At 72.9% G+C, this 22,811-nt stretch carries 21 protein-coding genes; 14 read left to right on the forward strand and 7 right to left on the reverse strand.

The window, feature by feature from the left end; genetic code table 11:
- Positions 1 to 340 precede the first annotated feature (340 nt).
- Positions 341 to 946, forward strand: a complete 606-nt coding sequence (locus CW362_RS04480) for a MarC family protein (RefSeq protein ID WP_103548086.1) — start codon at positions 341 to 343, stop codon at positions 944 to 946.
- 146 nt (positions 947 to 1,092) lie between these two features.
- Here CW362_RS04480 and CW362_RS43725 read toward each other — a convergent pair whose 3' ends face one another.
- Positions 1,093 to 1,245, reverse strand: a complete 153-nt coding sequence (locus CW362_RS43725) for a hypothetical protein (protein ID WP_020136747.1) — start codon at positions 1,243 to 1,245, stop codon at positions 1,093 to 1,095.
- 224 nt (positions 1,246 to 1,469) lie between these two features.
- On the opposite strand from CW362_RS43725, the gene CW362_RS04490 reads away from it, so the two are divergent.
- Complete coding sequence (locus tag CW362_RS04490; RefSeq protein WP_103548087.1) at positions 1,470 to 2,366, forward strand: NYN domain-containing protein; 897 nt, start codon at positions 1,470 to 1,472, stop codon at positions 2,364 to 2,366.
- Positions 2,367 to 2,441: 75 nt separating this feature from the next.
- Here the strand turns inward: CW362_RS04490 and CW362_RS04495 are convergent, their stop codons facing one another.
- Together CW362_RS04495 and CW362_RS04500 are read right to left on the reverse strand one after the other, a co-directional pair.
- A complete protein-coding gene (locus CW362_RS04495; protein WP_103548019.1) occupies positions 2,442 to 3,311 on the reverse strand; it encodes an alpha/beta fold hydrolase in 870 nt (289 codons plus the stop codon).
- 173 nt (positions 3,312 to 3,484) lie between these two features.
- A complete protein-coding gene (locus tag CW362_RS04500; protein ID WP_103548020.1) occupies positions 3,485 to 5,965 on the reverse strand; it encodes a DEAD/DEAH box helicase in 2,481 nt (826 codons plus the stop codon).
- Positions 5,966 to 6,240: 275 nt separating this feature from the next.
- On the opposite strand from CW362_RS04500, the gene CW362_RS04505 reads away from it, so the two are divergent.
- Entirely contained in the window at positions 6,241 to 7,002 is a 762-nt protein-coding gene (locus tag CW362_RS04505) for a ferritin-like fold-containing protein (protein WP_103548088.1), read from the forward strand.
- Positions 7,003 to 7,219: 217 nt separating this feature from the next.
- Here the strand turns inward: CW362_RS04505 and CW362_RS04510 are convergent, their stop codons facing one another.
- The 4 genes from CW362_RS04510 to CW362_RS04525 form a co-directional block, all read right to left on the reverse strand.
- On the reverse strand, positions 7,220 to 7,489 hold the full coding sequence (locus CW362_RS04510) for a hypothetical protein (RefSeq protein ID WP_103548021.1): 270 nt from the start codon (positions 7,487 to 7,489) through the stop codon (positions 7,220 to 7,222).
- Positions 7,490 to 7,720: 231 nt separating this feature from the next.
- A complete protein-coding gene (locus tag CW362_RS04515) occupies positions 7,721 to 7,948 on the reverse strand; it encodes a DUF3107 domain-containing protein (RefSeq protein ID WP_028801993.1) in 228 nt (75 codons plus the stop codon).
- Between the two features lie 187 nt (positions 7,949 to 8,135).
- Complete coding sequence (locus CW362_RS04520; protein WP_037620773.1) at positions 8,136 to 8,777, reverse strand: TetR/AcrR family transcriptional regulator; 642 nt, start codon at positions 8,775 to 8,777, stop codon at positions 8,136 to 8,138.
- 188 nt (positions 8,778 to 8,965) lie between these two features.
- Positions 8,966 to 9,184 (reverse strand): hypothetical protein, encoded by a 219-nt coding sequence (locus CW362_RS04525; RefSeq protein WP_103548022.1) that lies wholly within the window; start codon positions 9,182 to 9,184, stop codon positions 8,966 to 8,968.
- A 160-nt stretch (positions 9,185 to 9,344) separates the two neighbouring features.
- Here CW362_RS04525 and CW362_RS04530 point away from each other — a divergent pair, with 160 nt between their 5' ends.
- The 11 genes from CW362_RS04530 to CW362_RS04575 all read left to right on the forward strand — a co-directional run bounded on the left by CW362_RS04530 (position 9,345) and on the right by CW362_RS04575 (position 22,761).
- Entirely contained in the window at positions 9,345 to 10,334 is a 990-nt protein-coding gene (locus tag CW362_RS04530) for an alpha/beta fold hydrolase (protein WP_103548023.1), read from the forward strand.
- Between the two features lie 8 nt (positions 10,335 to 10,342).
- Positions 10,343 to 11,827 carry a DUF3152 domain-containing protein gene (locus tag CW362_RS04535; protein ID WP_103548024.1) on the forward strand — a complete coding sequence of 495 codons (1,485 nt, stop codon included), beginning with the start codon at positions 10,343 to 10,345 and terminating at the stop codon, positions 11,825 to 11,827.
- Between the two features lie 55 nt (positions 11,828 to 11,882).
- Positions 11,883 to 11,975: an Ms4533A family Cys-rich leader peptide gene (locus CW362_RS45450; RefSeq protein ID WP_318658278.1), complete on the forward strand. Its 93-nt coding sequence runs from the start codon at positions 11,883 to 11,885 to the stop codon at positions 11,973 to 11,975.
- Between the two features lie 200 nt (positions 11,976 to 12,175).
- The gene (locus CW362_RS04540; protein WP_103548025.1) at positions 12,176 to 13,894 is read left to right on the forward strand and encodes an ABC transporter substrate-binding protein; all 1,719 of its coding nucleotides are present in this window, start codon (positions 12,176 to 12,178) and stop codon (positions 13,892 to 13,894) included.
- Between the two features lie 4 nt (positions 13,895 to 13,898).
- The gene (locus CW362_RS04545; RefSeq protein WP_103548026.1) at positions 13,899 to 14,966 is read left to right on the forward strand and encodes an ABC transporter permease; all 1,068 of its coding nucleotides are present in this window, start codon (positions 13,899 to 13,901) and stop codon (positions 14,964 to 14,966) included.
- The gene (locus CW362_RS04550; RefSeq protein WP_103548027.1) at positions 14,963 to 15,961 is read left to right on the forward strand and encodes an ABC transporter permease; all 999 of its coding nucleotides are present in this window, start codon (positions 14,963 to 14,965) and stop codon (positions 15,959 to 15,961) included. The genes CW362_RS04545 and CW362_RS04550 overlap by 4 nt, the downstream gene beginning before the upstream one ends.
- Positions 15,958 to 17,697: a dipeptide ABC transporter ATP-binding protein gene (locus CW362_RS04555; RefSeq protein ID WP_103548028.1), complete on the forward strand. Its 1,740-nt coding sequence runs from the start codon at positions 15,958 to 15,960 to the stop codon at positions 17,695 to 17,697. The genes CW362_RS04550 and CW362_RS04555 overlap by 4 nt, the downstream gene beginning before the upstream one ends.
- A 210-nt stretch (positions 17,698 to 17,907) precedes the next feature.
- On the forward strand, positions 17,908 to 19,656 hold the full coding sequence (locus tag CW362_RS04560; protein WP_103548089.1) for a DUF3492 domain-containing protein: 1,749 nt from the start codon (positions 17,908 to 17,910) through the stop codon (positions 19,654 to 19,656).
- Positions 19,657 to 19,760: 104 nt separating this feature from the next.
- Positions 19,761 to 20,789, forward strand: coding sequence for a hypothetical protein (locus CW362_RS04565; protein WP_103548090.1), 1,029 nt, complete (start codon positions 19,761 to 19,763; stop codon positions 20,787 to 20,789).
- Between the two features lie 272 nt (positions 20,790 to 21,061).
- On the forward strand, positions 21,062 to 22,024 hold the full coding sequence (locus CW362_RS04570; RefSeq protein WP_103548029.1) for an NAD-dependent epimerase/dehydratase family protein: 963 nt from the start codon (positions 21,062 to 21,064) through the stop codon (positions 22,022 to 22,024).
- Positions 22,012 to 22,761 (forward strand): spherulation-specific family 4 protein, encoded by a 750-nt coding sequence (locus tag CW362_RS04575; protein WP_103548030.1) that lies wholly within the window; start codon positions 22,012 to 22,014, stop codon positions 22,759 to 22,761. Before CW362_RS04570 ends, CW362_RS04575 begins: the two co-directional genes overlap by 13 nt.
- The last annotated feature ends 50 nt before the right edge of the window (positions 22,762 to 22,811 follow it).

Genomic DNA, 22,811 nt, shown 5'->3' on the forward strand with positions numbered 1-22,811 from the left:
GGCCCCGTCGCCCGGCGTGCGCCGAGGCCCGCGCCGGGCACGTGCCGGCCGGGGCCACGCGCTCCGGGCCGGGTCCGCGGCGCGTGCGGCGGACCTGCGTCCACTCGGCTCGGTGCGTGCCTCCGGGCCGTGCGGCGGACCCGTGCCGCCCGTGCGCCCGCGGCGCGCATCCGGTGCCCACGTCCCGCCGTCCCGCCGGAACCGTGTTCACCGACCCGTTCCCAGGCACCCGGCCCCGCCGGCCGTGCCCCCCGTTCCGCCCCCGCGGGACGACTGCCCGAAGCGGTGGCCGGAAGACCCGCCCGCCCGCTCCCACCACCTCGCAAGGCTCTTCTCCAGCATGTTCGACGTCGCCGTCTTCGGCTCCCTCTTCCTCACGCTCTTCGTCATCATGGATCCCCCCGGGATCACCCCGATCTTCCTGGCGCTGACCGCGGGCCGCCCCGCCCGGGTGCAGCGGCGGATGGCCGTCCAGGCGGTCTGCGTCGCCGGCGGCGTCATCACCGTCTTCGGGCTTCTCGGGCACCAGATCCTGGACTATCTGCACGTGTCCGTGCCCGCGCTGATGATCGCGGGCGGACTGCTGCTCCTGCTCATCGCCCTCGACCTGCTCACCGGCAAGACGGACGAGCCGAAGCAGACCAAGGACGTCAACGTCGCCCTCGTGCCCCTGGGGATGCCGCTGCTCGCCGGGCCCGGCGCGATCGTGTCCGTGATCCTCGCGGTGCAGAAGGCCGACTCGGTCGCCACCCAGGTCTCCGTGTGGACCGCGATCCTCGCGATCCACGTCGTGCTGTGGGTCGTGATGCGCTACTCGCTGCTGATCATCCGCGTCATCAAGGACGGCGGAGTGGTCCTGGTGACCCGGCTGGCGGGCATGATGCTCTCCGCCATCGCGGTGCAGCAGATCATCAACGGCGTCACCCAGGTGATCCACGGGAGCTGACGGCCCTCCGGCCGGACGCGCGGAGCCCCGCACGGCGATGCCGTGCGGGGCTCCGAAGTCTCAGAAGCGTCTGCTGTCCGCTACGCGTCTCGTCCCACGAGGCGCTTTCGGCGCGTCCTCGTTCGGCGAAGCGGACCCTCGTCGTGTCAAGAAGCGGTGGTGTCGGCCGGGCGGATCCACAGGCGCTGCCCGATGGCGGCGGCCTGCTGAACGATCCGGTTGACGGAGGCGGCGTCCACGACAGTGCTGTCCACGGGCGTGCCGTCGACATCGTCGAGTCGCATGATTTCGAAGCGCATGGGCTTCTCCCTTCGTCTGGTCATCCTCCTGAGGAGAACTACTCGTGTGAGGAGCGAGGCGCCAGTGTCCTCGCTCACGTAGGGAGTCAACGGGATGCGTGTTACAAACATTCCCTACGCTAAGGAAAATTTTCGAGAACCTAATTACTGACCGGTAGGCCGGGTGGCGGAGACTGAACGGCGCCGGTTGTGTTCGCAGCGTGACCGCCGGGACAATGGTGATGATGAACGACGACCAGGCGGCCCTCGCCGCCCGCATAGACCGTACGAACGAGCTGCTCCAGCGCATGCTCGCCGAGGTCGCGAAGACCCCCTCCACCCATGCGATCTTCGTCGACGCCGGATATCTGTACGCGGCCGCGGGACGCCTCGTGGCGGGCACGGAGGACCGCCGTTCGTTCGACCTGGACACCGAGGGGCTCATCGAGGCGCTCATCGACCGGGCCCGCACGATCTTCGCCGACAGCCGGCTGCTGCGCGTCTACTGGTACGACGGGGCACGACGCCGCATCCACACCGCGGAGCAGCAGTCCATCGCCGAACTCCCGGACGTCAAGGTCAGGTTGGGGAACCTGAACGCCAACAACCAGCAGAAGGGCGTCGATTCGCTCATCCGCTCGGACCTGGAGTCCCTCGCCCGGCACCGCGCCATCAGCGACGCGGCACTGCTCGGCGGCGACGAGGACCTGGTCTCCGCGGTCGAGGCGGCCCAGGGATACGGCGCCCGGGTCCACCTCTGGGGCATCGAGGCGCCCGAGGGCGGCAACCAGGCCGAACCGCTCCTCTGGGAGGTCGACAGCCAGCGCACGCTCGACCTCGACTTCTTCAAGCCGTATGTGGCCAGGCGGACCGCCCAGTCGTACGACCCGACGGCAGCGGTCCGGCCCACCCGGGAGGACGTGCGCTTCGTGGGGGCCCAGATCGCCGCGAAGTGGCTGGCCGCGCGCGGCCGTGAATCCCTGGCCGAGCTGCTTCCCGGACACCCTTACCTGCCCGGCTCGGTCGACCAGGATCTGCTGGTCGAGGCCGAGGGGCTGCTCCAGTACTCCCTGCGCGGTCAGTCGGACCTGCGCCGCGCCCTGCGGGACGGCCTCTGGGAGCACCTCCAGGCGCAGTACTAGGCGCGGTACTAGGCGCGCCCCGTGCCAGGAGCGGTACCCGGCGCCGGTACGGGCCGGCCGTCCGGGGGACAGGGCCTAGAGGGCGGTGCCGTCCCAGAACGCGGCCAGGGCGCGGGCGGTCTCCAGGGGCTGGTCGGCGTTCGGTGAGTGCTCCGCCCCCTCGACGACCGTGCGGTGCGCGTCGAGCCGGGCGGCCATCGTGTCCAGCAGGGAGACCGGCCAGGTGTCGTCATGCTCCCCGGACAGCACGTGCTTGGGGAGGGGGACGGCGGCCAGTTCGGCGACGCGGTCGGGCTCGCCGCACAACTGGCGGCCCGTGGCGACGAGTTGGGCGGGACTGTTGGCGAGCCAGCGGCGGCGCAGGTCGGCGAGGTCGTCGAGCCCCGCGTCCAGCCCGCCCGTCTCGGTCTCCTCGGGCGGCTCCATCGCCTGGATCGCCTCCCAGACCTCGGCCATGCTCATCACGGCCAGCGCGTCCCGCAGCAGCTTGACGCGCTGCTGCTGCTCCTCGGAGATCTGCGCGGGGCCGGAGGCCATGAGGGTCAGGGACACGAACGGCGACGCGTCGGCCAGCACCGCGGCGCGCGCGATCTGACCGCCGAGCGAGTGCCCCACGAGGTGCACGGGAGTGCCGACGGCGGCGGCCTGCGCGAGCACGTCCTGCGCCAACTCGCTCTGTGCGTAAGCCGTTTCGTCGTCCCGCGGCCCCTCGGTCTCGAACTGTCCGCGTCCGTCCACGGCCACCGTGCGGTAACCCGCCGCGGCCAACGGCGCGTGGAGTGCGATGAAGTCCTCCTTGCTCCCGGTGAACCCCGGCAGCAGCAGGGCGGTTCCCTTGGGCCGTCCCCGGGGCGCGGCGTCGAGCACGGCGAACTCGCCGCGCGCGGTGGACAACCGGTACGCGCGGACACCGGCGGGCGGAACGAACGTGTAAGGCCTGCTCATGCGAAGGAGGCTATCGGGCGCCGGTGACGGCCGCTCGACGGGTGCGTCGCTCCCGGACCGGCGCCCGGTGAAGTCCGTCGCGGGCCGACGGGCGGGGCGGAGCCGGTGTCGGAGGCGGGAAACGCCGACGGCCCGGCCCCACCGGATGGGGGACCGGGCCGTCGGACGGGAGATCAGCTCTCCGTGGGCTCCGTGGCGACCGCCTTGCGGGTGCGTCGGCGGGGGGCGGGCTTGGTCTCCGTCGCCTCGCCGGCCTGGGCCGGGATGTCGGCGTCGGCGACGGCCTTGCGGGTGCGTCGGCGTACGGGCTTGGCGTCCGTCTCCTCGGCGGCCGGGGCCGTCTCGGTGGCCGTGGCCGCGGTCTTGCGGGCGCGCCGCGGCTTGGTCTCGGCGACCGTCTCGGCGACCTCGGTGGCGGCGGCCTCGACGGTGTCGACGACGGCCTCCGCCGCCTTGCGGGTGCGTCGGCGGGGGGCGGGCTTGGTCTCCGTCGCCTCGCCGGCCTGGGCCGGGATGTCGGCGTCGGCGACGGCCTTGCGGGTACGTCGGCGTACGGGCTTGGCGTCCGTCTCCTCGGCGGCCGGGGCCGTCTCGGTGGCCGTGGCCGCGGTCTTGCGGGTACGCCGCGGCTTGGTCTCGGCGACCGTCTCGGCGACCTCGGTGGCGGCGGCCTCGACGGTGTCGACGACGGCCTCCGCGGCCTTGCGGGTCCGGCGCCGCGCGGGCTTGGCCGGAGCCTCGGTGACCTCGGCGGCCTCGGTGACCGTCTCGACGGCGGGCGTCGGCTCGGCGGCCTTGCGGGTCCGGCGGCGGACCGGCTTGGCCGGAGCCTCCGTGACGGTCTCGGCGGCGGCGCTCTCGACCACGGCCTCGGCGGCGGTCACCACCGCCTCGGCCGTCTCGACGGCCGTCGCGGCGGCCTTGCGGGTGCGGCGGCGGCGCGGCGCGGCCGGCTCGTCGGTGACACCCTCGGCCGTCGCCACGGCGGCTTCCGCGGCCTCGGTCACGGGGGCGGCGACGGCCGCCACGGGCTCGCCCGCTCCACCACGCGTGCGCCGACGGCGGCGCGGCGTGCGGGGCTCGCCCGCCTCGACGGACGCGGGCGCGTCCGTGGCCGCCGGAGCGTCCGTGGTCGCGGGAGCACCGTCGGCGGGTGCACCGCCGCGTGTACGGCGGCGCTGGCGCGGAGTGCGCGGCGCGCGCTCGCGTTCGCGCTCGGCGGGCGCGGCCGAACGGCCGGCGCGGCCACGCGGACCGCCACGGCCACCGGTCTCGCCCAGGTCCTCGACCTCCTCGGCCGCGAGCCCGGCGCGGGTGCGCTCGGAACGCGGCAGGACACCCTTGGTGCCGGCCGGGATGTTCAGCTCCTCGAAGAGGTGCGGGGACGTGGAGTACGTCTCCGGCGGGTTGCCGAAGTCGAGGTCCAGCGCCTTGTTGATGAGCTGCCAGCGCGGGATGTCGTCCCAGTCGACGAGGGTGATCGCGATGCCCTTGGCGCCCGCGCGGCCGGTGCGGCCGATGCGGTGCAGGTACGTCTTCTCGTCCTCGGGGGACTGGTAGTTGATGACGTGGGTGACACCCTCGACGTCGATGCCGCGGGCCGCGACGTCGGTGCAGACGAGGACGTCCACCTTGCCGTTGCGGAACGCGCGCAGCGCCTGCTCGCGGGCGCCCTGGCCGAGGTCGCCGTGGACCGCGCCGGAGGCGAAGCCGCGCTGCTGGAGCTGGTCGGCGAGGTCCGCCGCCGTCCGCTTGGTGCGGCAGAAGACCATCGCGAGACCGCGGCCCTCGGCCTGCAGTATGCGCGCGACCATCTCCGGCTTGTCCATGTTGTGCGCGCGGTACACGAACTGCTTCGTGTTCGCGACCGTCGCGCCCGAGTCGTCCGGCGCGGCGGCGCGGATGTGCGTGGGCTGCGACATGTAGCGGCGCGCGAGACCGATGACCGCGCCCGGCATGGTCGCCGAGAACAGCATCGTCTGACGGCGGGCCGGCAGCATGTTCATGATCTTCTCGACGTCGGGCAGGAAGCCCAGGTCGAGCATCTCGTCGGCCTCGTCCAGGACGAGCGCCTTGATGTGCTTGAGGTTGAGCTTCTTCTGGCCCGCGAGGTCCAGCAGTCGCCCGGGGGTGCCGACGATGACGTCGACGCCCTTCTTCAGGGCCTCCACCTGGGGCTCGTACGCCCGGCCGCCGTAGATGGCCAGAACGCGTACGTTGCGGACCTTGCCCGCGGTCAGCAGGTCGTTGGTCACCTGGGTGCACAGCTCGCGCGTCGGGACGACGACGAGGGCCTGCGGGGCGTCGGTGAGCTGCTCGGGCTTGGCCCGGCCCGCCTCGACGTCCGCGGGGACGGTGACGCGCTCCAGCAGGGGGAGGCCGAAGCCCAGCGTCTTGCCGGTGCCGGTCTTGGCCTGGCCGATGACGTCGGTGCCGGAGAGGGCGACCGGGAGCGTCATCTCCTGGATGGGGAAGGGGTTGACGATGCCGACGGCCTCAAGGGCCTCGGCGGTCTCAGGGAGGATTCCGAGCTCTCGGAAAGTCGTAGTCAGGGTGCTGCCTCTTCTGTGTACGCGGTGCGAGGCGAGCGCGGGGGTCGTGTCGGGACCGTGCCGGGGACGTCGGCCGCTCTTGACGGGCGGGCCGGGTGGCATGGGACCACTGCCGACGCTCGAGCTCTCGTACCGCTGAGGGTCCCTCCGGATGTCGTACGCAATGTGCCGTACCGACGAGGAGGGCTGTCGGGTCGGAGCCGATCGGGCCACCGACCGGGCATCCTCATTCGTGCGGCCCGTCGAATACTCGGCGGGCGCATTACCACCATACCCCGGAATCGCGCACATGTGATGGCCGATTTGGTCACGTAGTCGTCATCACACAGGTTGAGCAGGAACTTCCCCCGTGCGGTGGGCGGGCTATTGTGCGCTTCATGACGACGCCTGACAACGCCGCTGAGAAGCCCGCCGAAGCCCCCGCCGACACCGCCCCCGCGGCCACCGGAGTCGCCGCGCAGGACTGGGAGACGGCCTCGGCCGAGCCCCAGTACCGCGCCGCGGTCGTGGACCTGCTCGGAGCGCTCGCGTACGGCGAGCTCGCGGCGTTCGAGCGGCTCGCGGAGGACGCGAAGCTGGCGCCCACGCTCAGCGACAAGGCGGAGCTGGCGAAGATGGCGTCCGCCGAGTTCCACCACTTCGAGCAGCTGCGGGACCGGCTCGCCGCGATCGGCGCGGAGCCGACGGAGGCGATGGACCCCTTCGTCGCCGCGCTCGACGGCTTCCACCGGCAGACGGCTCCCTCGGACTGGCTGGAGGGTCTCGTCAAGGCGTACGTCGGCGACTCGATCGCCAGTGACTTCTACCGCGAGGTCGCGGCCCGTCTCGACTCGGACACCCGCGGGCTCGTCCTCGGCGTCCTCGACGACACCGGTCACGCCGGTTTCGCCATCGAGAAGGTGCGGGCCGCGATCGACGCCGATCCGCGCGTGGGGGGCCGGCTCGCGCTGTGGGCGCGACGGCTGATGGGCGAGGCCCTGTCCCAGTCGCAGCGCGTGGTCGCCGACCGCGACGCCCTGTCGACGATGCTCGTCGGTGGTGTGGCGGACGGCTTCGACCTCGCGGAGGTCGGCCGGATGTTCTCCCGGATCACCGAGGCGCACACCAAGCGGATGGCGGCGCTGGGCCTGGCGGCCTAGGACACCCGGGGCCCGTAGGGCCCCACGGCCTCAGGGCGGCCGGGGTCTCGTGAGCGCACGGGCCCCGGGCACCCGGACCCTCGGGCCGCCCGGACGCCGGGGCGTCGGCGGCCCGTCCGTGGCGCGGAACGCCGGAGCCCTCGTGGTCCGAGGACCCGAGGGCCGCGCCGCCTACGGGCGCGGTTCACGGTCGCGGGAGCCGGGCCTCCGCAGCGGCTTACGCCGTCGCCGAGCGGCGCCGAAAGCGCTCCTCGGGGCGCAGCAGCAGCGACAGCAGCGCCGCGGAGACGGCCGCCGCGCCGACGAGGATGGCCAGGAAGTGGCCCGAACCCAGGGCCGTGTGCGTCAGGAAGGCGCCGAACAGGGCTCCCGCCACGCCGGTCGACAGGACCAGGCTGCGTGACGGCAACCGGTGGGGCAGGCGGTACGAGGCCGCCCACGCCAGCGCGAGACCGAGCAGTGCGGAGCCGAGCGTTTCCAAGAACATGATGGGGTCCCTCCCGCACGGCCGGTGCAAATCGGTCGTAGCCGGTCCTACCCCTGACGTCCGGAACGCAATCCTCCCCGGTGCCCGGCATGTGCTCCATCTGCGTCCGCGCGGGTGCCGGACGCGGGGCGGCGGCCCGGAGCGCCACGGCCTGCGGGAGCACGGACGACGTGAAGGGCCCGGTGACGTCGTCACCGGGCCCTTCACGCACTGCTTCGTCGCCCTGTCGCCCTACAGAGCGCTGAACCCGACCTTGCGCTGCGTGGGCTCGCCGAGCTCCACGTACGCCAGCCGGTCGGCGGGAACCAGGACCTTGCGGCCGTGGTCGTCCACGAGGCTCAGCAGCTGCGACTTGCCGGCCAGCGCCTCGGACACCGCGCGCTCGACCTCTTCCGGGGTCTGACCGCTCTCCAGAACGATCTCGCGGGGCGCGTGCTGCACGCCGATCTTGACCTCCACGGCTTTGTCCCTCCGACGGTCAGTCATGTGCGCGTTCGTACGCGCCGTACGCAGCACACATTAGCCCGGCGAGGGGACGTGCACGCTCCGCCCGGGAACGCCACGAGCGAACAGCCGACGGGAACAAGAAGCGGCCGGGACGCGCCCCGGCCGCTTCCTTCGCCTCGGTGATCCGATGATCCGGTGATCAGTGGTGGTCGGTGCCGTGCAGCGGGAAACCCGCGATGCCCCGCCAGGCGAGCGAGGTCAGCAGCTGGACCGCCTGGTCGCGCGGGACGCTGCGGTCGCTGTGCAGCCAGGAGCGGGCCACCACCTGGGCCAGACCGCCGAGGCCGGAGGCGAGGAGCATCGACTCGGCGCGCGAGAGACCCGTGTCCTCCGCGATGACGTCGCAGATCGCCTCGGCGCACTCGTGCGTCACCTTGTCGACGCGCTCGCGCACCGCGGGCTCGTTCGTCAGGTCCGACTCGAAGACCAGCCGGAACGCGCCGCCGTCGTCCTCCACGTACGCGAAGTAGGCGTCCATCGTCGCGCGGACGCGCAGCTTGTTGTCCGTGGTGGACGCGAGCGCCGTGCGCACCGCCAGGAGCAGGGACTCGCAGTGCTGGTCGAGCAGGGCGAGGTACAGATCGAGCTTGCCCGGGAAGTGCTGGTAGAGGACCGGCTTGCTGACGCCCGCACGCTCGGCGATGTCGTCCATGGCGGCCGAGTGGTATCCCTGCGCAACGAAAACTTCCTGGGCGGCGCCGAGGAGCTGGTTGCGCCGTGCCCGGCGCGGCAGGCGAGTGCCCCGCGGGCGTGCCGCCTCTGTCTGCTCGATGGCTGTCACGCCGCCTCCCAAAGTTGTCCACGTGCGGTGTGCGCCGCGCCGCCATCGTACTTTTCGGTAACCCCGCTGTGTGCGGTGCGAGCGCAGAATTTCACGGACCGGACCCCCTCCGGGACGGCGCACAGTGTGCCGAAGGGGACGAGCCGGTCACCCGGGCCGCCGTGACGGGCCTGATCAGCGGAGTCGGGTCACCTGTAGTCGTCCTCGTTCAGCCGGACGACCCGGGCCTGCTCGGCCAGATCCGCGTCATCGGCGTTGAGGCGGTCGCCCGGGGGTTCCAGGTCGACGTCGTCCACGGGGTCCAGCTCGGCGGACTGCTCGGCGGCGTCGGCCTCCGGGGTCTCCGTGTCGGGGACCTCCCGGAACTGGTCGTCGAAGGTTGCGGGGTCTGTCGGGTCGACTGTCATGGTTCCTCTTCCCGAACGGGTACGAGTGCGCTCCTGATGTGCGTACGAGTGCCCTCGTTCGAAGCCTAGGAGACACACGATCCGGCCGCTATGCGATCCGTCCGCTGTCTGTGACGGCGAACACATGAGCCCCCGCGTGATCGTCTCGTAACATTGCGGCATGTCTTCGACCGAACTCCCTTCCGCGCCGGCCGCCAGTGTCACGCCGAGGGTGGGCGCCGTCAGGGTCGCGGAGGGAGAGCGGCTGCGATCGGCCGGGCTGCCCGGCATCACGCTGACGATCAGGTCGAGACCGCCGGCCCGGGAGGGACTTCCGCCCGCGCTGTACGTGCACGGTCTGGGCGGTTCCTCGCAGAACTGGTCGGCGCTGATGGCCCGGCTCGACGGGCTCGTGGACAGCGAGGCCCTCGACCTGCCGGGCTTCGGCGACTCGCCGCCGCCGGACGACGGCGACTACTCGGTCACCGGGCACGCGCGCGCGGTGATCCGCCACCTCGACGCGTCCGGACGCGGTCCGGTACATCTTTTCGGCAATTCACTCGGTGGAGCCGTCGCGACCCGGGTCGCGGCCGTCCGTCCGGATCTCGTCCGGACGCTCACGCTGGTGTCCCCCGCGCTGCCCGAGATCCGCGCCCAGCGCACCGCCTGGCCGACCGCCCTGCTCGCCCTCCCCGGGGTGGCGGGACTGTTCACCAGGATCACCCGGGAATGGAGCGCTGAGCAGCGCGTACGGGGGGTGCTGGCCCTCTGTTACGGCGACCCCGGCATCGTGACGCCCGAGGGGTTCCGGGACGCGGTGGAGGAGATGGAGCGGCGGCTCGCCCTGCCCTATTTCTGGGACGCCATGGCGCGTTCCGCGCGCGGGGTCGTGAACGCCTACACGCTCGGCGGGCAGCATGGACTGTGGCGTCAGGCCGAACGCGTGCTCGCCCCGACGCTCCTGGTCTACGGAGGCCGTGACCAACTTGTCGGCTACCGTATGGCGCAGCGCGCGGCCCGTGCCTTCCGTGACTCCCGGCTGCTTTCCCTGCCGGAGGCGGGACACGTCGCCATGATGGAGTATCCGGAGACGGTCGCCACCGCCTTCCGTGAACTCCTGGCGGATCTGGGAGAGTTGACCTCTCCGATGGCAGTCGGCGCGGAGAGCTGAGGCGGGAAGTGGGACGACACAGTCGTCGGGGGCGGGCCGACAAGACGGACACCGCGCGGACGCGGAAGGTTCCGGCGGAGGGGGCCGCGCCCGCTCCGGCGCCGGGCCCGGACCCCGTCCACCGCGCGGCGGCACGCCCGCCCGGCGCCCCGGGGCCCCACCCGCCCGCGGGCGGGAGCCCGCGGCAGGGCGCACCCCGTTTTCCCGACGGCACTCCGGCGCACGGCGTTCCCCGGTACCAGGACGGCACCCCGGCCCAGGGCGTGCCGCGTCTCGCCGACGGCACTCCGGCGCACGGTTTTCCGCGGATGGCCGACGGCACTCCCGCGCGCGGGGTGCCGCGGTTCGCGGACGGGACCCCGGCCCACGGTGCCCCGCGGCACCAGGGCGGCACCCCGGCGCACGGGGCGCCGCAGGTGCGGGGCGGACATCCCGAGCAGCGTGAACAGGGCGGCGGCTGGGGGGAGTCCGGGGCCGGCGGGGCTCCTCAGGGCGCGTCCGCGGGGTCGCGGGTGCCCCGGCAGCGCCGACAGGCCGCGCCGGGACCCCGGCAGGCGTACCTCGACGCGTTCGACTTCGACGGGTCCCGCGCCGCGGGCTTCGACGACTCCGCCGACTGGAGCGCCCGGGCCACCGACGCCGGTGAGCGGCCGCTCCCGGAGGCCGGCGGCCAGGGTGAGGGCAAGGCCCGCAAGGGATGGGCGTTCACCGGGATCGCGGCGGCCGCCGTCACCACCGTGCTGGCCGTCGTCGTGGCCGGACAGATGGCCACGGGAGGCCATGACGCCGACGCGCGGACACAGTCCGCGGGTGGTGGCCGGGCGACCCAGGACCCCGCCTCGCGCGGGGACGACCGGCCGACCCAGCCGCAGGTGGCCGCGGCGCCCCTGACGTACGACCAGCAGATGGCCAGGACGTACCCGCTCGGGGCGAAGCTCAAGGGGTCGGGGAAGTTCGAGGTGGTGCCCGGAGTCGCCAAGGCACCCGGCAAGGGGCGCAAGTACACCTACCGCGTCGACATCGAGAAGGGCCTCGGTCTCGACGGCGCCCTCTTCGCCGACGCCGTGCAGAAGACCCTCAACGACAAGAGGAGCTGGGCCCACGGCGGAGCCCGCACCTTCGAGCGGGTCGACTCCGGCGACGCGGACTTCGTCATCACGCTGGCGAGCCCCGGCACCACCGCCGAGTGGTGCGCCAAGTCGGGGCTCGACACCACGGAGGACAACGTCTCGTGCGACTCGGCGTCCACCGAGCGCGTCATGATCAACGCGTACCGCTGGGCCCAGGGCTCCAAGACCTACGGCTTCGGTGACGAGATCCACGCCTACCGCCAGATGCTGATCAACCACGAGGTCGGCCACCGGCTCGGATACGGGCACGTCACCTGTGAGAAGGACGGCGACCTCGCCCCGGTCATGCAGCAGCAGACCAAGTTCCTCGACCACGACGGAATCCACTGCCGGCCCAACCCCTGGGTCTATCCCGAGAGTTGACGGAAAGCACGCGAACGGCTTTGACATGCGGAAAAAGATCGTTCATATTTTCCGCATGTCCTCCCGTCACGCCTCCGTTCGCGCCGCCATCGAGCTGGCGCTCATCGGCGTGACCGCGCTCTGCGTGGCCGACATCCACTGTTGCTGACGCCCGCCCCCGGCGAGTGCGTCGCTCTCCTTCCCGTCTTGTACCCGTGCGCCCTTGAACCTCCGCGGTTCCGTGCGCCCGTGCCCCTTTCGGTCCGGTCGGACTCCGACGCCTGACGCCCTGGGCGAGCCCTGCGCTCCTCCGTCTCACTCCGTGTCATTCCGTCTCAGTATTCGAGTCATCCGAGAGGTCGTCTTCCGATGCGTCAACCGTCCGTCACAGCGCGCCGTGTGGCCGCGGCATCCGTCAGCCTGATCGTGGCAGCGGGCGCCGCCGCCTGCGGGCCGAAGGACAACGATGCCAAGAGCCCCGGCGGCGACTCCCAGCCCCACAAGGGCGGCACGCTCACCGTCCTGAACTCCAATCCGCAGTCGGACTTCGACCCCGCGCGGCTCTACACCTCCGGCGGCGGCAACGTGCCCTCGCTCGTCTTCCGCACGCTCACCACCCGCAACCGTGAGAACGGGGCCGCCGGCGCCCAGGTCGTCCCCGACCTCGCCACGGACACCGGCCGCCCGAGCAAGAACGCGACCGTGTGGACGTACACCCTGAAGGAGGGCCTCAAGTTCGAGGACGGCACGCCGATCACCTCCGCCGACATCAAGTACGGCATCGAGCGCTCCTTCGCCGCCGAACTCTCCGGCGGCGCGCCCTACCTGAGGGACTGGCTGATCGGCGGCGCCGACTACCAGGGGCCCTACAAGGACAAGAAGGGCCTCGCCTCGATCGAGACGCCCGACGCGCGGACCATCGTCTTCCACCTGAACAAGCCCGAGGGCGAGTTCCCCTACCTGGCCACGCAGACGCAGTTCACGCCCGTCCCCAAGGCCAAGGACACCGGCACGAAGTACGAGGAGCACCCCGTCTCCTCGGGTCCGTACAAGGTCGTCAAGAACGAGAACGACGGCGAGCGCCTCACCCTGGAGCGCAACACCCACTGGTCCGCGTCCACCGACGCCGAGCGCAAGGCCTACCCGGACAGGATCGACGTCCGGTCCGGCCTGGACTCCTCCGTGATCAACCAGCGACTGTCCTCCTCCCAGGGCGCCGACGCCGCCGCCGTCACCACGGACACCAACCTCGGCCCGGCCGAGCTCGCCAAGGTGACCGGGGACAAGGAACTCGCCTCCCGCGTCGGGACCGGGCACTTCGGCTACACGAACTACATCGCCTTCAACCCGAAGGTGAAGCCGTTCGACAACCCGAAGGTCCGCCAGGCGATCGCGTACGCCGTCGACCGCACCTCGGTGATCAACGCGGCGGGCGGCTCCTCGCTCGCCGAGCCCGCGACGACCTACCTGCCGAACCAGAAGTCCTTCGGCTACACGCCGTACGACCACTTCCCGGCGGGTGCCTCCGGCAACGCGGCCAAGGCCAAGGCGGTGCTGGCCGAGGCCGGCTACAAGAACGGCCTGAGCGTGACGCTCACGCATTCCAACAGCAAGGACTTCGAGACCAGCCCGGAGATCGCGACCGCGATCCAGGACGCTCTCAAGAAGGCCGGCATCACGGTCAAGCTCCAGGGCCTGGAGGAGAACGACTACAGCGACAAGATCCACGGCGCGAAGACCGAGCCGGGCTTCTTCCTCGCCCACTGGGGTGCCGACTGGCCCTCCGGCGGCCCCTTCCTGGCCCCGATCTTCGACGGCCGGCAGATCGTCGAGGACGGCGCCAACTTCAACACCGGCTTCCTCGACGACAAGTCCGTCAACGCCGAGATCGACGCGATCAACAAGCTGACCGACCTCGGCAAGGCCGCCGAGCGCTGGGGCGCGCTGGACAAGAAGATCGGTGAGCAGGCGCTGACCGTCCCGCTGTTCCACCCCGTCTACAAGCGCCTGTACGGCAAGGGCGTCAAGAACATCGTGATCAGCGACTGGACCGGCGTCCTGGACATCTCCCAGGTCGCGGTGAAGTAGCACCGTGAGCGAGGCACTCGTCGCCTCCCCGGCCCCCGCGGCGGACTCCTCCGCCTCGGGGGCCTCGGGGGCCCGTCAGTTCTGGCGGCGGCTGCGTGCGCAGCGCGCCGCCCTCGTCGCGGCCGCCGTCGTCGCGCTGCTCGTCCTGGTCGCGCTCGCGGCACCGCTGCTCACGGCGATCGAGGGCCAGGACCCCACCACCTACCACCCCTCGCTGGTGGACTCCGCGCGCGGCGGCGTCCCCGTCGGCCCGCTCGGCGGCATCGGCGCCGACCACTGGCTCGGCGTCGAACCCCAGACCGGCCGCGACCTGTTCGCGCGCCTGGTGTACGGCGCGAGGGTCTCCCTCGGCGTCGCGATCGCCGCGACCCTGGTGCAGGTCCTCATCGCCGTGGTCGTGGGCGTCTCGGCGGCGCTCGGGAACCGGTGGGTCGACCAGGTGCTGAGCAGGACCACCGAGATCATCGTCGCCCTGCCGCTGATGATCATGTCGCTGGCCCTGCTGGCGATCGTGCCCGGCAGCTTCCCGCGGCCCGTCCTGGTCGCCCTCGTCATCGGTCTGATCGCCTGGGGCACCCTCGCGAAGATCGTGCGCGCGCAGACGCTCACGCTCAAGCAGCTCGACTACGTCGCCGCCGCGCGGCTCAGCGGCTGGAGCACCTGGCGGATCGCCCGCCGCGACCTGCTGCCGGGGCTCGCCGCCCCGCTCATCACCTACTCCGCGCTCCTCGTGCCGATGAACATCGGCGTCGAGGCCGCCCTGTCCTTCCTCGGTGTCGGCGTGAAGCCGCCGACACCGTCCTGGGGACAGATGCTGACCGCCGCCGACGTCTGGTACCAGGCCGCCCCGCAGTACCTGCTGCTGCCCGCGGGCGCGCTGTTCGTCACCGTCCTCGCCCTGACCGTCCTCGGCGACGGCGTGCGCACCGCCCTCGACCCGCGCGCGGCCTCCCGCCTGCGCGTCGGCACGGGCCGCAGGGGAGAGGCCAGGGCCGACGCGGGCACCACCGCGGGCACGGACCTGCCCCGGCCGGGCACGCCCGCCGACGGGACGAAGGAGGCCACGGCATGAGCGGCTTCGGCGGATTCGTCCTGCGCAGGACCCTCGGCACCGTGATCACCCTCTTCGCCATCTCGGTGATCGTCTACGTCGTCTTCTACGCCACCCCGGGCAACGTCGCCCAGATCACCTGCGGCCCGCGCTGCTCGCCCGCCCAGGTGCACCAGGTCGCCGAGCAGTTGCGCCTCGGGGACCCGCTGTACGTGCGCTACGGGCACTTCCTCCAGGGACTCCTCACCGGCCAGGACTACTCGACGGGCACCTCCGTCCAGCACTGCCCGGCCCCCTGCCTCGGGCTGTCGTACCAGACGGACCAGCAGGTCATGCGGCTGATCCTGACGAAGCTGCCGGTCAGCCTGTCGCTGGTGTTCGGCGCGATGGCCGTGTGGCTCGTGCTCGGCGTCGGCACCGGCGTGCTCTCCGCGTGGCGGCGCGGCCGGCTCAGCGAGCGGGTGCTGACCGGGCTCACCCTCGCCGGCCAGGCGACGCCCGTCTTCGTCATCGGCCTGATCCTGATGATCGTCGTCTGCGGCCAGCTCGAACTGCTGCCCTTCCCGCAGTACGTGAACCTCTCCGACGACCCCGAACAGTGGGCGTGGAACCTGGTGCTCCCCTGGCTCTCGCTCGCCCTCGTCGAAGCCGCCGCCTTCGCCCGGCTGACCAGGTCCTCGATGCTGGAGACGCTGGCCGAGGACCACATCCGGACCTTCCGCGCGTACGGCGTGGGGGAGCGGTCGGTCATCGGGCGGCACGCGGTCCGGGGAGCCCTCGCCCCGATCATCGCGCTGAACGCCAACACCTTCGGGTCGGCGGTCGGCGGCGCCGTGCTCACCGAGACCCTCTTCGGACTGCCCGGCATCGGCCAGGAACTGGTGCACGCCGTGAACGTCGTCGACCTTCCCGTGGTCGTCGGCATGGTCCTGGTCATCGGCTTCTTCGTGGTCATCGCCAACGCCGTCGCGGACGTGCTCTACGCGGTGGCCGACCGACGGGTGGTGCTGGCATGAGCGACTCTTCCCCGACTCCTTCCGTGACGGCTCCTTCCGTGACGGCTTCTTCCGTGCCGCGTCCGGCGGTGCCTTCCCCGGCTCCCGTGCCGGCTTCCGCCGGCGCCCCGCTGGTCGAGGTGAGCGGCCTCGTCGTCGACTTCGGGGGGCTGCGGGCCGTCGACGGAATCTCCTTCCGGCTGGAGAAGGGCGCCGCGCTGGGCCTGGTCGGCGAGTCCGGCTCGGGCAAGTCCACCGTGGCGTCGGCCCTGCTGGCGCTGCACCGGGGCACCGGAGCGCGCGTCGACGGCACGGTACGCGTGGCCGGCGTCGACGTCCGGCGGGCGTCCGACGGCGAACTGCGCGGGCTGCGCGGCGGGAAGGCGGCCATGGTCTTCCAGGACCCGCTGTCCTCCCTCGACCCGTACTACGCGGTCGGCGACCAGATCGCCGAGGTGTACCGGGTGCACACCAAGGCGTCCCGGCGAGCGGCACGCGCGCGTGCGGTACAGGTGCTGGACCGGGTCGGCATCCCCGACGCGGCACGCCGGTCCCGCTCGCGCCCGCACGAGTTCAGCGGCGGCATGCGTCAGCGCGCCCTCATCGCCATGGCCCTGGCCTGCGAGCCCGAGCTCCTGATCGCCGACGAGCCGACCACGGCCCTCGACGTGACCGTCCAGGCCCAGATCCTCGACCTCCTGCACACCCTGCGCCAGGAGACCGGGACCGGGCTGCTGCTGGTCACCCACGACGTCGGGGTCGCTGCCGAGAGCGTCGACGAGATCCTGGTGATGCGGCACGGACGCGCGGTCGAGCACGGTCCGGTCTCCGCCGTCCTCGGCGCGCCCCGCGAGCCGTACACCCGCGAACTCCTCGGCGCCGTACCCCGCGTGGACACCCCCCGGACGGCCGGACGGACCGGCCCCGAGGACGGCGCCGGCCTCGCCGGGGACGTCCGGCCGGACGACGTGGTCCTCGAAGCGGTCGGGCTCCGGCGGGAGTTCGGGCGCGGGAAGCGCAGCTTCGCGGCCGTCGACGACGTGTCGCTGAGCGTCCGCCGGGGCGAGACCCTCGGTGTCGTCGGCGAGAGCGGCAGCGGGAAGACGACCCTGGGAAGGATGCTGGTCGGACTGCTGGAGCCCACGGCCGGCGTGGTCCGGTACGAAGGACGCGAGCAGTCCGGCGTCCGCCCCTCGGTGCAGATGGTCTTCCAGGACCCGGTGTCCTCCCTCAACCCCCGGCGCAGCGTCGGCGAGTCCATCGCCGACCCGCTGCGGGCGCGCGGGGAGAAGGACGAGGGACGCGTCCGAGGACGCGTACGGGAACTGCTGGAACGCGTGGGGCTCGACGGGGCGCACTACGGCCGCTACCCGCACGAGTTCAGCGGCGGACAGCGCCAGCGGGTCGGCATCGCGCGGGCACTGGCCGCCGATCCGGCCGTCATCGTGTGCGACGAGCCGGTCTCCGCGCTCGACGTCACCACGCAGGCCCAGGTCGTGGCCCTGCTCGGCGAGCTGCAGCGGGAACTCGGGCTGGCGCTGGTGTTCGTGGCGCACGACCTCGCGGTCGTGCGCCAGGTCAGCGACCACGTGGCGGTGATGCGGCGCGGCCGGATCGTCGAGCACGGTCCCGCCGACGAGGTCTACGACAGCCCCCGCGACCCGTACACCCGACAGCTGCTGGCCGCCGTACCGGCACTCGACCCGGAGGTCGCGGCACGGCGCCGCGCGGAGCGGGGAGAGCTGTCCCCGGCGTGATCCGAGGGCCCGGGGCCCGCGAGGACGTGCCCACGTGATCTCGTAGCGCGACGGAACGCGGCCCGCGCGGGAAAGTTACGACCGTTCACCCCTTCTGGTGGTACGACGGACAACCGTCCGTCGTACCACCGCCTTGTCCGCATACCTTCGTCCCGCTGCGAGCCGCCGGGTCAACGGAGGCTCCCCATACGGGAGATCGGGGGTGTGGTCGTGCGCATCGGACTGCTTACGGAGGGTGGTTATCCGTACGTGGGCGGTGACGCCGGACTCTGGTGCGACCGGCTCGTGCGCGGGCTCGGGCAGCACGAGTTCGACGTCTACGCGCTCAGCCGCACCGAGCGCCAGGAGGACCAGGGCTGGATCCAACTGCCGCCCCAGGTCGGCCGCGTGCGCACGGCACCGTTGTGGACGGCGCACAGCGACGGGGTGGTGTACGGGCGCCGCACCCGGCGCCGGTTCGCCGAGGCGTACGGAGAGCTGCTGGCGACGGTGTGCGGGGCCCCCCGAGCCGCGGGCGCTGAAGCCCCGGGAGAGCCGGAGGACTCCGCCGACGCCGAGGCGGACCGTTTCGCCAGCGCCCTGTACGGGCTGGCCGAACTCGCCCGGGACGAGGGCGGGCTGGCCGGCGCGCTGCGCTCCGAGACCGCGATGCGCGTCCTCGAACGCGCCTGTCGCGCACCGGGCGCACTCCGTACCGCCCGCACCGCGCGCGTGCCCGATCTGCTCACCGTCGCCACACACCTCGAGCGCACCCTGCGCCCCCTCTCGCTGGACTGGTACGAGGACGACGCGCTCGGCTCGGCCGACCTCTGCCACGCCGCGGCGGGCGGGGCGGCGGCCCTGCCCGGCCTCCTCGCCCGGCACTTCCTCGGTGTCCCGCTGCTGGTCACCGAGTACGGCGTGCAACTGCGGGCCCGTTACCTGGCCGCCGCGACCCTCGAAGAGGCCCCCGCCGTCCGGGCGCTGCTCGCCGCGTTCCACGGCAGGCTCGCCACCGAGGTCTACCGCGCGGCCGCGATCGTCACCCCCGGCAACACGCACGCCCGCCGCTGGCAGGAGCGCTGCGGCGCCGACCGCGCCAAACTGCGCACCGTCCACCCCGGCATCGAGGCCGCGCGCTTCGCGGACGTGGGGGAGGGGGTGCGGGGCAGCCGGTGCGCGGACCCCGACACGCTGGTGTGGGTCGGCCGCATCGAGCCCTCCAAGGACCTGATCTCCCTGCTGCACGCCTTCGCCGAGGTCCGCAGGGCCGAGCCGGGGACCCGGCTGCGGATCGTCGGCGCCCCCGCCGAGGCCCCGGAGGCCGCCACCTATCTGACCCACTGCAAGGCGCTGGCCGCGCAGCTCTTCCCCGACGAGGCGGAGGGCGCGCACGCGGTCGGCGACAACCCGGTCTCCTTCGAGGAGATCGGCGGTCCGGAGATCCCGAGCCTCGAGGAGGCCTACGCCTGCGGAGCCCTGGTCGTCCTGTCCAGCGTCGTCGAGGGCTTCCCGGTCGGCCTCGTCGAAGCCATGTTCTGCGGCCGGGCCACCGTCTCCACGGACGTCGGCGCGGTCGTCGAGGTCATCGGCGGTACGGGTCTGGTGGTTCCGCCGCGCAACCCGCGGGCGCTCGCGGAGGCGTGCGTGGCACTGCTGCGCGACCCCGAGCGCCGTGAGCGGCTCGGCGCGGCCGCCCGCGCACGCGCTCTCGAACTCTTCACCGTCGAGCAGAACGTCACGGCATTTCACGGCATTTACCTGGAGATCGTCTCGCACTCCCCGGTGCGCCGGGTCGTCGTGGACGACGAGGGGGAGCCGTTGCCCTTCGGCGTCCCCGCCGAGGCCCATGTGCCCGGCCGCTGGACCGTGACCCGCTTCATGACCGAGCGCCGGCCGCGCTGGGCGGAGGGCGCGCCGGTACGGGCCACCGTGCCCCCGCCCGCGCCGGTACGCGTCTTCGCGGGGGAGGGCGCGTGACGATCGACAGCGTGGGACCGGGCGCCCCGGGCGGACTCGACGCCCCGGGCGAAACCGGCCGGCCCGCCGGGCACCGCGGAGCGGTGGACCCGGTGAAGGCGCTCATGCACCGGCACCGGGAACTCTGCGAGCGGGCCGTGGACCCGCTGGAGATCGCGGCGGGCCTGGAGGCGCACGGTGTCACCGACCGGACCGCCGCCCGGCTGCGGCACCGGGACGTCTTCTCGCTCGCCGAGGAGATGTACGCCCGCGCGGCCCGCGACGGGGAGGACCCGCCCCGCGCCGAGACCCCGGGGCGTCCCGGACCGCGCGCCTACTGGGCGGTGCTCGCCCTGGTCCCGGGTGTCCTCGGTACGGCCGTCGTCGTCGCTCTGCGGCTCACCGACGGACCGTCGCGTCCGGCCGTCGCCGCGTTCGGCGCCCCGGCCATGGCGGCGGGCCTGTACCTCGCCTTCCGGCGCGGCCCCCTGAGCACCCGGAACCGCACGACGGGCGCCGCACGCGCGTGGACCTGCTGGCTCATCGCGTACTCCCTCGTCGGCGACGGACTGCTGAGCGCCGGCCTGGACGGCGGCCCGCACGGCCCCTGGCCCCTGGCCACCGCGTCCGTGTCGGCCCTCTTCCTGGCCTGCGCCCCGGCGGCCTGGTGCGCCCACCTCTTCGCCGCCCGCGCCCGTCGCCGGCTGAGCGCCAGCCGAGGCCTGGAGGAGTTCGCCGCCTCCGTACGCCCTCTGTTCATCGGGGTGTTCGGCCTGTTCCTGTCCGCGCTGTGCGGGCTGCTCGCGCTGTGCGGGACGGTACTGGACGAGTCACCCGCCTACGCCGGAGCCGGCGCGCTCGGCGCACTGCTCCTCCTCGCGCGGATGCTCGTGTCACGCGGCTTCACCCGCGTACCGGGCCGCGTGCTCGTCGGCGCGGGTGCGGCGGAGGCCACCGCTCTCGCCACGGTCCTCGCCGCGCGGCTGCCCGGCTGTTCCTTCCTGGCCGCCCCCGTCGACGGCCTGGCCGAAGCGGCGGGCCCCGGGGCCGTGCCGGCTCTGGCCTGCGGGGCGGGCGCTCTCGTCCTCCTCGTCCAGGCGACCCGCACGCTCACCCGTGCCTCGGCCCACGCCCCGTCCTGCGAGGCCCCATGAGCCGTGATCGATCCGGGCCCGGGGGCACCGGCACCGAGCCCGCCGGCCCGACGGCCCGTTCGACCGGGCGGCCGAAGGCCGTCCGGAACCGGACCACGGCACTCCCACCGCCGTGAGTCCTCCCCGGAGTCCGGACGGCGTCCCGGATCCGGGCCCTCTTTCTCCCGCGGGGCCGACACCGCGGGCCCTCTCCACGACCTATGGCAACACCTCGAAGGAGACAGTCAGATGATCACCTCCCGAACCGGAGAATCCGCCCCGGGAGCCGCCCGATGAGGGTCCTGCTGATCGGAGCCAACGGCTACCTCGGCCGATTCGTCGCCGACAGACTGCTCGCCGACCCGGCCGTGCAGCTCACCGCGCTCGGCCGGGGCGACGACGCCGACGTACGGTTCGACCTCGCCTCGGGCAGCCCCGGCGCGCTCACCCGTTTCCTGGACGCGGTGCACCCCGGAGTCGTCATCAACTGCGCGGGTGCCATCCGCGGGGGCGCCCGCGAACTGACCCGGCACAACACCGTCGCCGTCGCCACCGTCTGCGAGGCCCTGCGCCGAAGCGGCTGCGGGGCCCGGCTCGTCCAGATCGGCTGTGGTGCCGAGTACGGGCCCAGCCAGCCCGGCTCCTCCACCGCGGAGGACGCCGTGCCGCGCCCGGGCGGCCCGTACGGAGTGAGCAAACTCGCCGCGACCGAACTCGTCCTCGGCTCCGGCCTGGACGCCGTCGTGCTCCGCGTCTTCTCCCCCGCGGGACCCGGCACGCCCGCCGGATCCCCGCTCGGCCGGCTCGCCGAAGCCCTGCGCCGTGCCATGCAGGCCGGCGACGGCGAACTCAAGCTCGGCGGCCTCGGCGTCCAGCGCGACTTCATCGACGTCCGTGATGTCGCCCGCGCCGTCCACGCCGCCTCCCTGTCCGCCGCGCAGGGCGTGATCAACATCGGCTCGGGCCGTGCCGTGCGCCTCCGTGACGTCGCCGGGATCCTCGCCAGGGTGGCCGGCTACAGCGGCAACCTGCACGAGCTCGACGGCCCGCCCGGCCCGCCCGTGCGACCGGGCATCGGCCACCCCCGCCACGAGCCCGATCACGCCGCCCCGGTCGCCCACCCCTACCCGGACGGCTGCGGCAGCTGGCAGCAGGCCGATGTGCGCACCGCACGCGACCGGCTCGGCTGGCGGCCCCGGATCAACCTCGAGGAGTCCCTCGCCGACATCTGGATGGAGGCGGCGTGTCGTATCTGACCAGGACCGCGGCCGGCAGCGCGAGCACCGATCTGGAACTGGGCTTCGGTGTCCCCGGCTATGCGCACCCCCTCGTCGCTCCGATGGAATGGGACGAACTCACCCGCCCCGGCACCCCCCTGCACTGGGTCGTCCTGAACGTGGACAGCGGTCCCGGCGAGCGACCCGACCCGCGCTGTCTGGAGGCCACGGGGCGGCTGCGCAACGCGGGGGTCCGGGTGCTGGGACTCGTCGACGCCGCCCGTGGGCTGCGTCCCTTCGGCGAGATGGTCGCCGACGCGCGCCGCCACCTCGACTGGTACAAGGCCGACGGATTCGTCCTCGACCGCTGCCCCACCGAACGCGCCGCGCTGTCCGACGTCCGCCGGACGGCCGACGAACTGCGCGCGCTCGGGGACGGCGCCCACCTCGTGCTCGGTCATGGCACCCACCCGCACCCGGGATACGCCGAGATCGCCGACCAGCTCGTGACCTTCTCGGGCCCGTGGACGGAATACCGCTGGTCGCAGGTCGCCGAGTGGACCGCCGACTACCCTCCCGAGCGCTTCTGCCACTTCGTGCACGGTGTGCCGCGCGGCCACCTGGAGGAGGCCCTGCGCATCGCCCGCTGGCAGGGCGCCGCGACGATCTACTTCACCGACCGCTCCGATCGCGGAGGGACGGTCGACCCCTGGGAGGCGATGCCCGGCTACTGGGACGAAATCGTCTCGCGGATCGGAACGGGTGTCTCGGAATGAAGAAGGGCGTGGCAGTGTTACGGGAAGAACAACCGTAGTGATAGACCGAC

This window comes from Streptomyces populi (assembly GCF_002911015.1).
In the GTDB taxonomy this organism is placed as follows: domain Bacteria; phylum Actinomycetota; class Actinomycetes; order Streptomycetales; family Streptomycetaceae; genus Streptomyces; species Streptomyces populi.

Bases quoted from the DNA above. Each gene is read 5' to 3' on its own strand.
- CW362_RS04490 (WP_103548087.1), top strand. From the start codon at position 1,470: ATGAACGACGACCAGGCGGCCCTCGCCGCCCGCATAGACCGTACGAAC.
- CW362_RS04480 (WP_103548086.1), top strand. From the start codon at position 341: ATGTTCGACGTCGCCGTCTTCGGCTCCCTCTTCCTCACGCTCTTCGTC.
- CW362_RS04500 (WP_103548020.1), bottom strand. From the start codon at position 5,965: ATGCCACCCGGCCCGCCCGTCAAGAGCGGCCGACGTCCCCGGCACGGT.
- CW362_RS04495 (WP_103548019.1), bottom strand. From the start codon at position 3,311: ATGAGCAGGCCTTACACGTTCGTTCCGCCCGCCGGTGTCCGCGCGTAC.
- CW362_RS43725 (WP_020136747.1), bottom strand. From the start codon at position 1,245: ATGCGCTTCGAAATCATGCGACTCGACGATGTCGACGGCACGCCCGTG.
- CW362_RS04570 (WP_103548029.1), top strand. From the start codon at position 21,062: ATGAGGGTCCTGCTGATCGGAGCCAACGGCTACCTCGGCCGATTCGTC.
- CW362_RS04530 (WP_103548023.1), top strand. From the start codon at position 9,345: ATGTCTTCGACCGAACTCCCTTCCGCGCCGGCCGCCAGTGTCACGCCG.
- CW362_RS04525 (WP_103548022.1), bottom strand. From the start codon at position 9,184: ATGACAGTCGACCCGACAGACCCCGCAACCTTCGACGACCAGTTCCGG.
- CW362_RS04540 (WP_103548025.1), top strand. From the start codon at position 12,176: ATGCGTCAACCGTCCGTCACAGCGCGCCGTGTGGCCGCGGCATCCGTC.
- CW362_RS04505 (WP_103548088.1), top strand. From the start codon at position 6,241: ATGACGACGCCTGACAACGCCGCTGAGAAGCCCGCCGAAGCCCCCGCC.
- CW362_RS04565 (WP_103548090.1), top strand. From the start codon at position 19,761: ATGCACCGGCACCGGGAACTCTGCGAGCGGGCCGTGGACCCGCTGGAG.
- CW362_RS04555 (WP_103548028.1), top strand. From the start codon at position 15,958: ATGAGCGACTCTTCCCCGACTCCTTCCGTGACGGCTCCTTCCGTGACG.
- CW362_RS04550 (WP_103548027.1), top strand. From the start codon at position 14,963: ATGAGCGGCTTCGGCGGATTCGTCCTGCGCAGGACCCTCGGCACCGTG.
- CW362_RS45450 (WP_318658278.1), top strand. From the start codon at position 11,883: ATGTCCTCCCGTCACGCCTCCGTTCGCGCCGCCATCGAGCTGGCGCTC.
- CW362_RS04510 (WP_103548021.1), bottom strand. From the start codon at position 7,489: ATGTTCTTGGAAACGCTCGGCTCCGCACTGCTCGGTCTCGCGCTGGCG.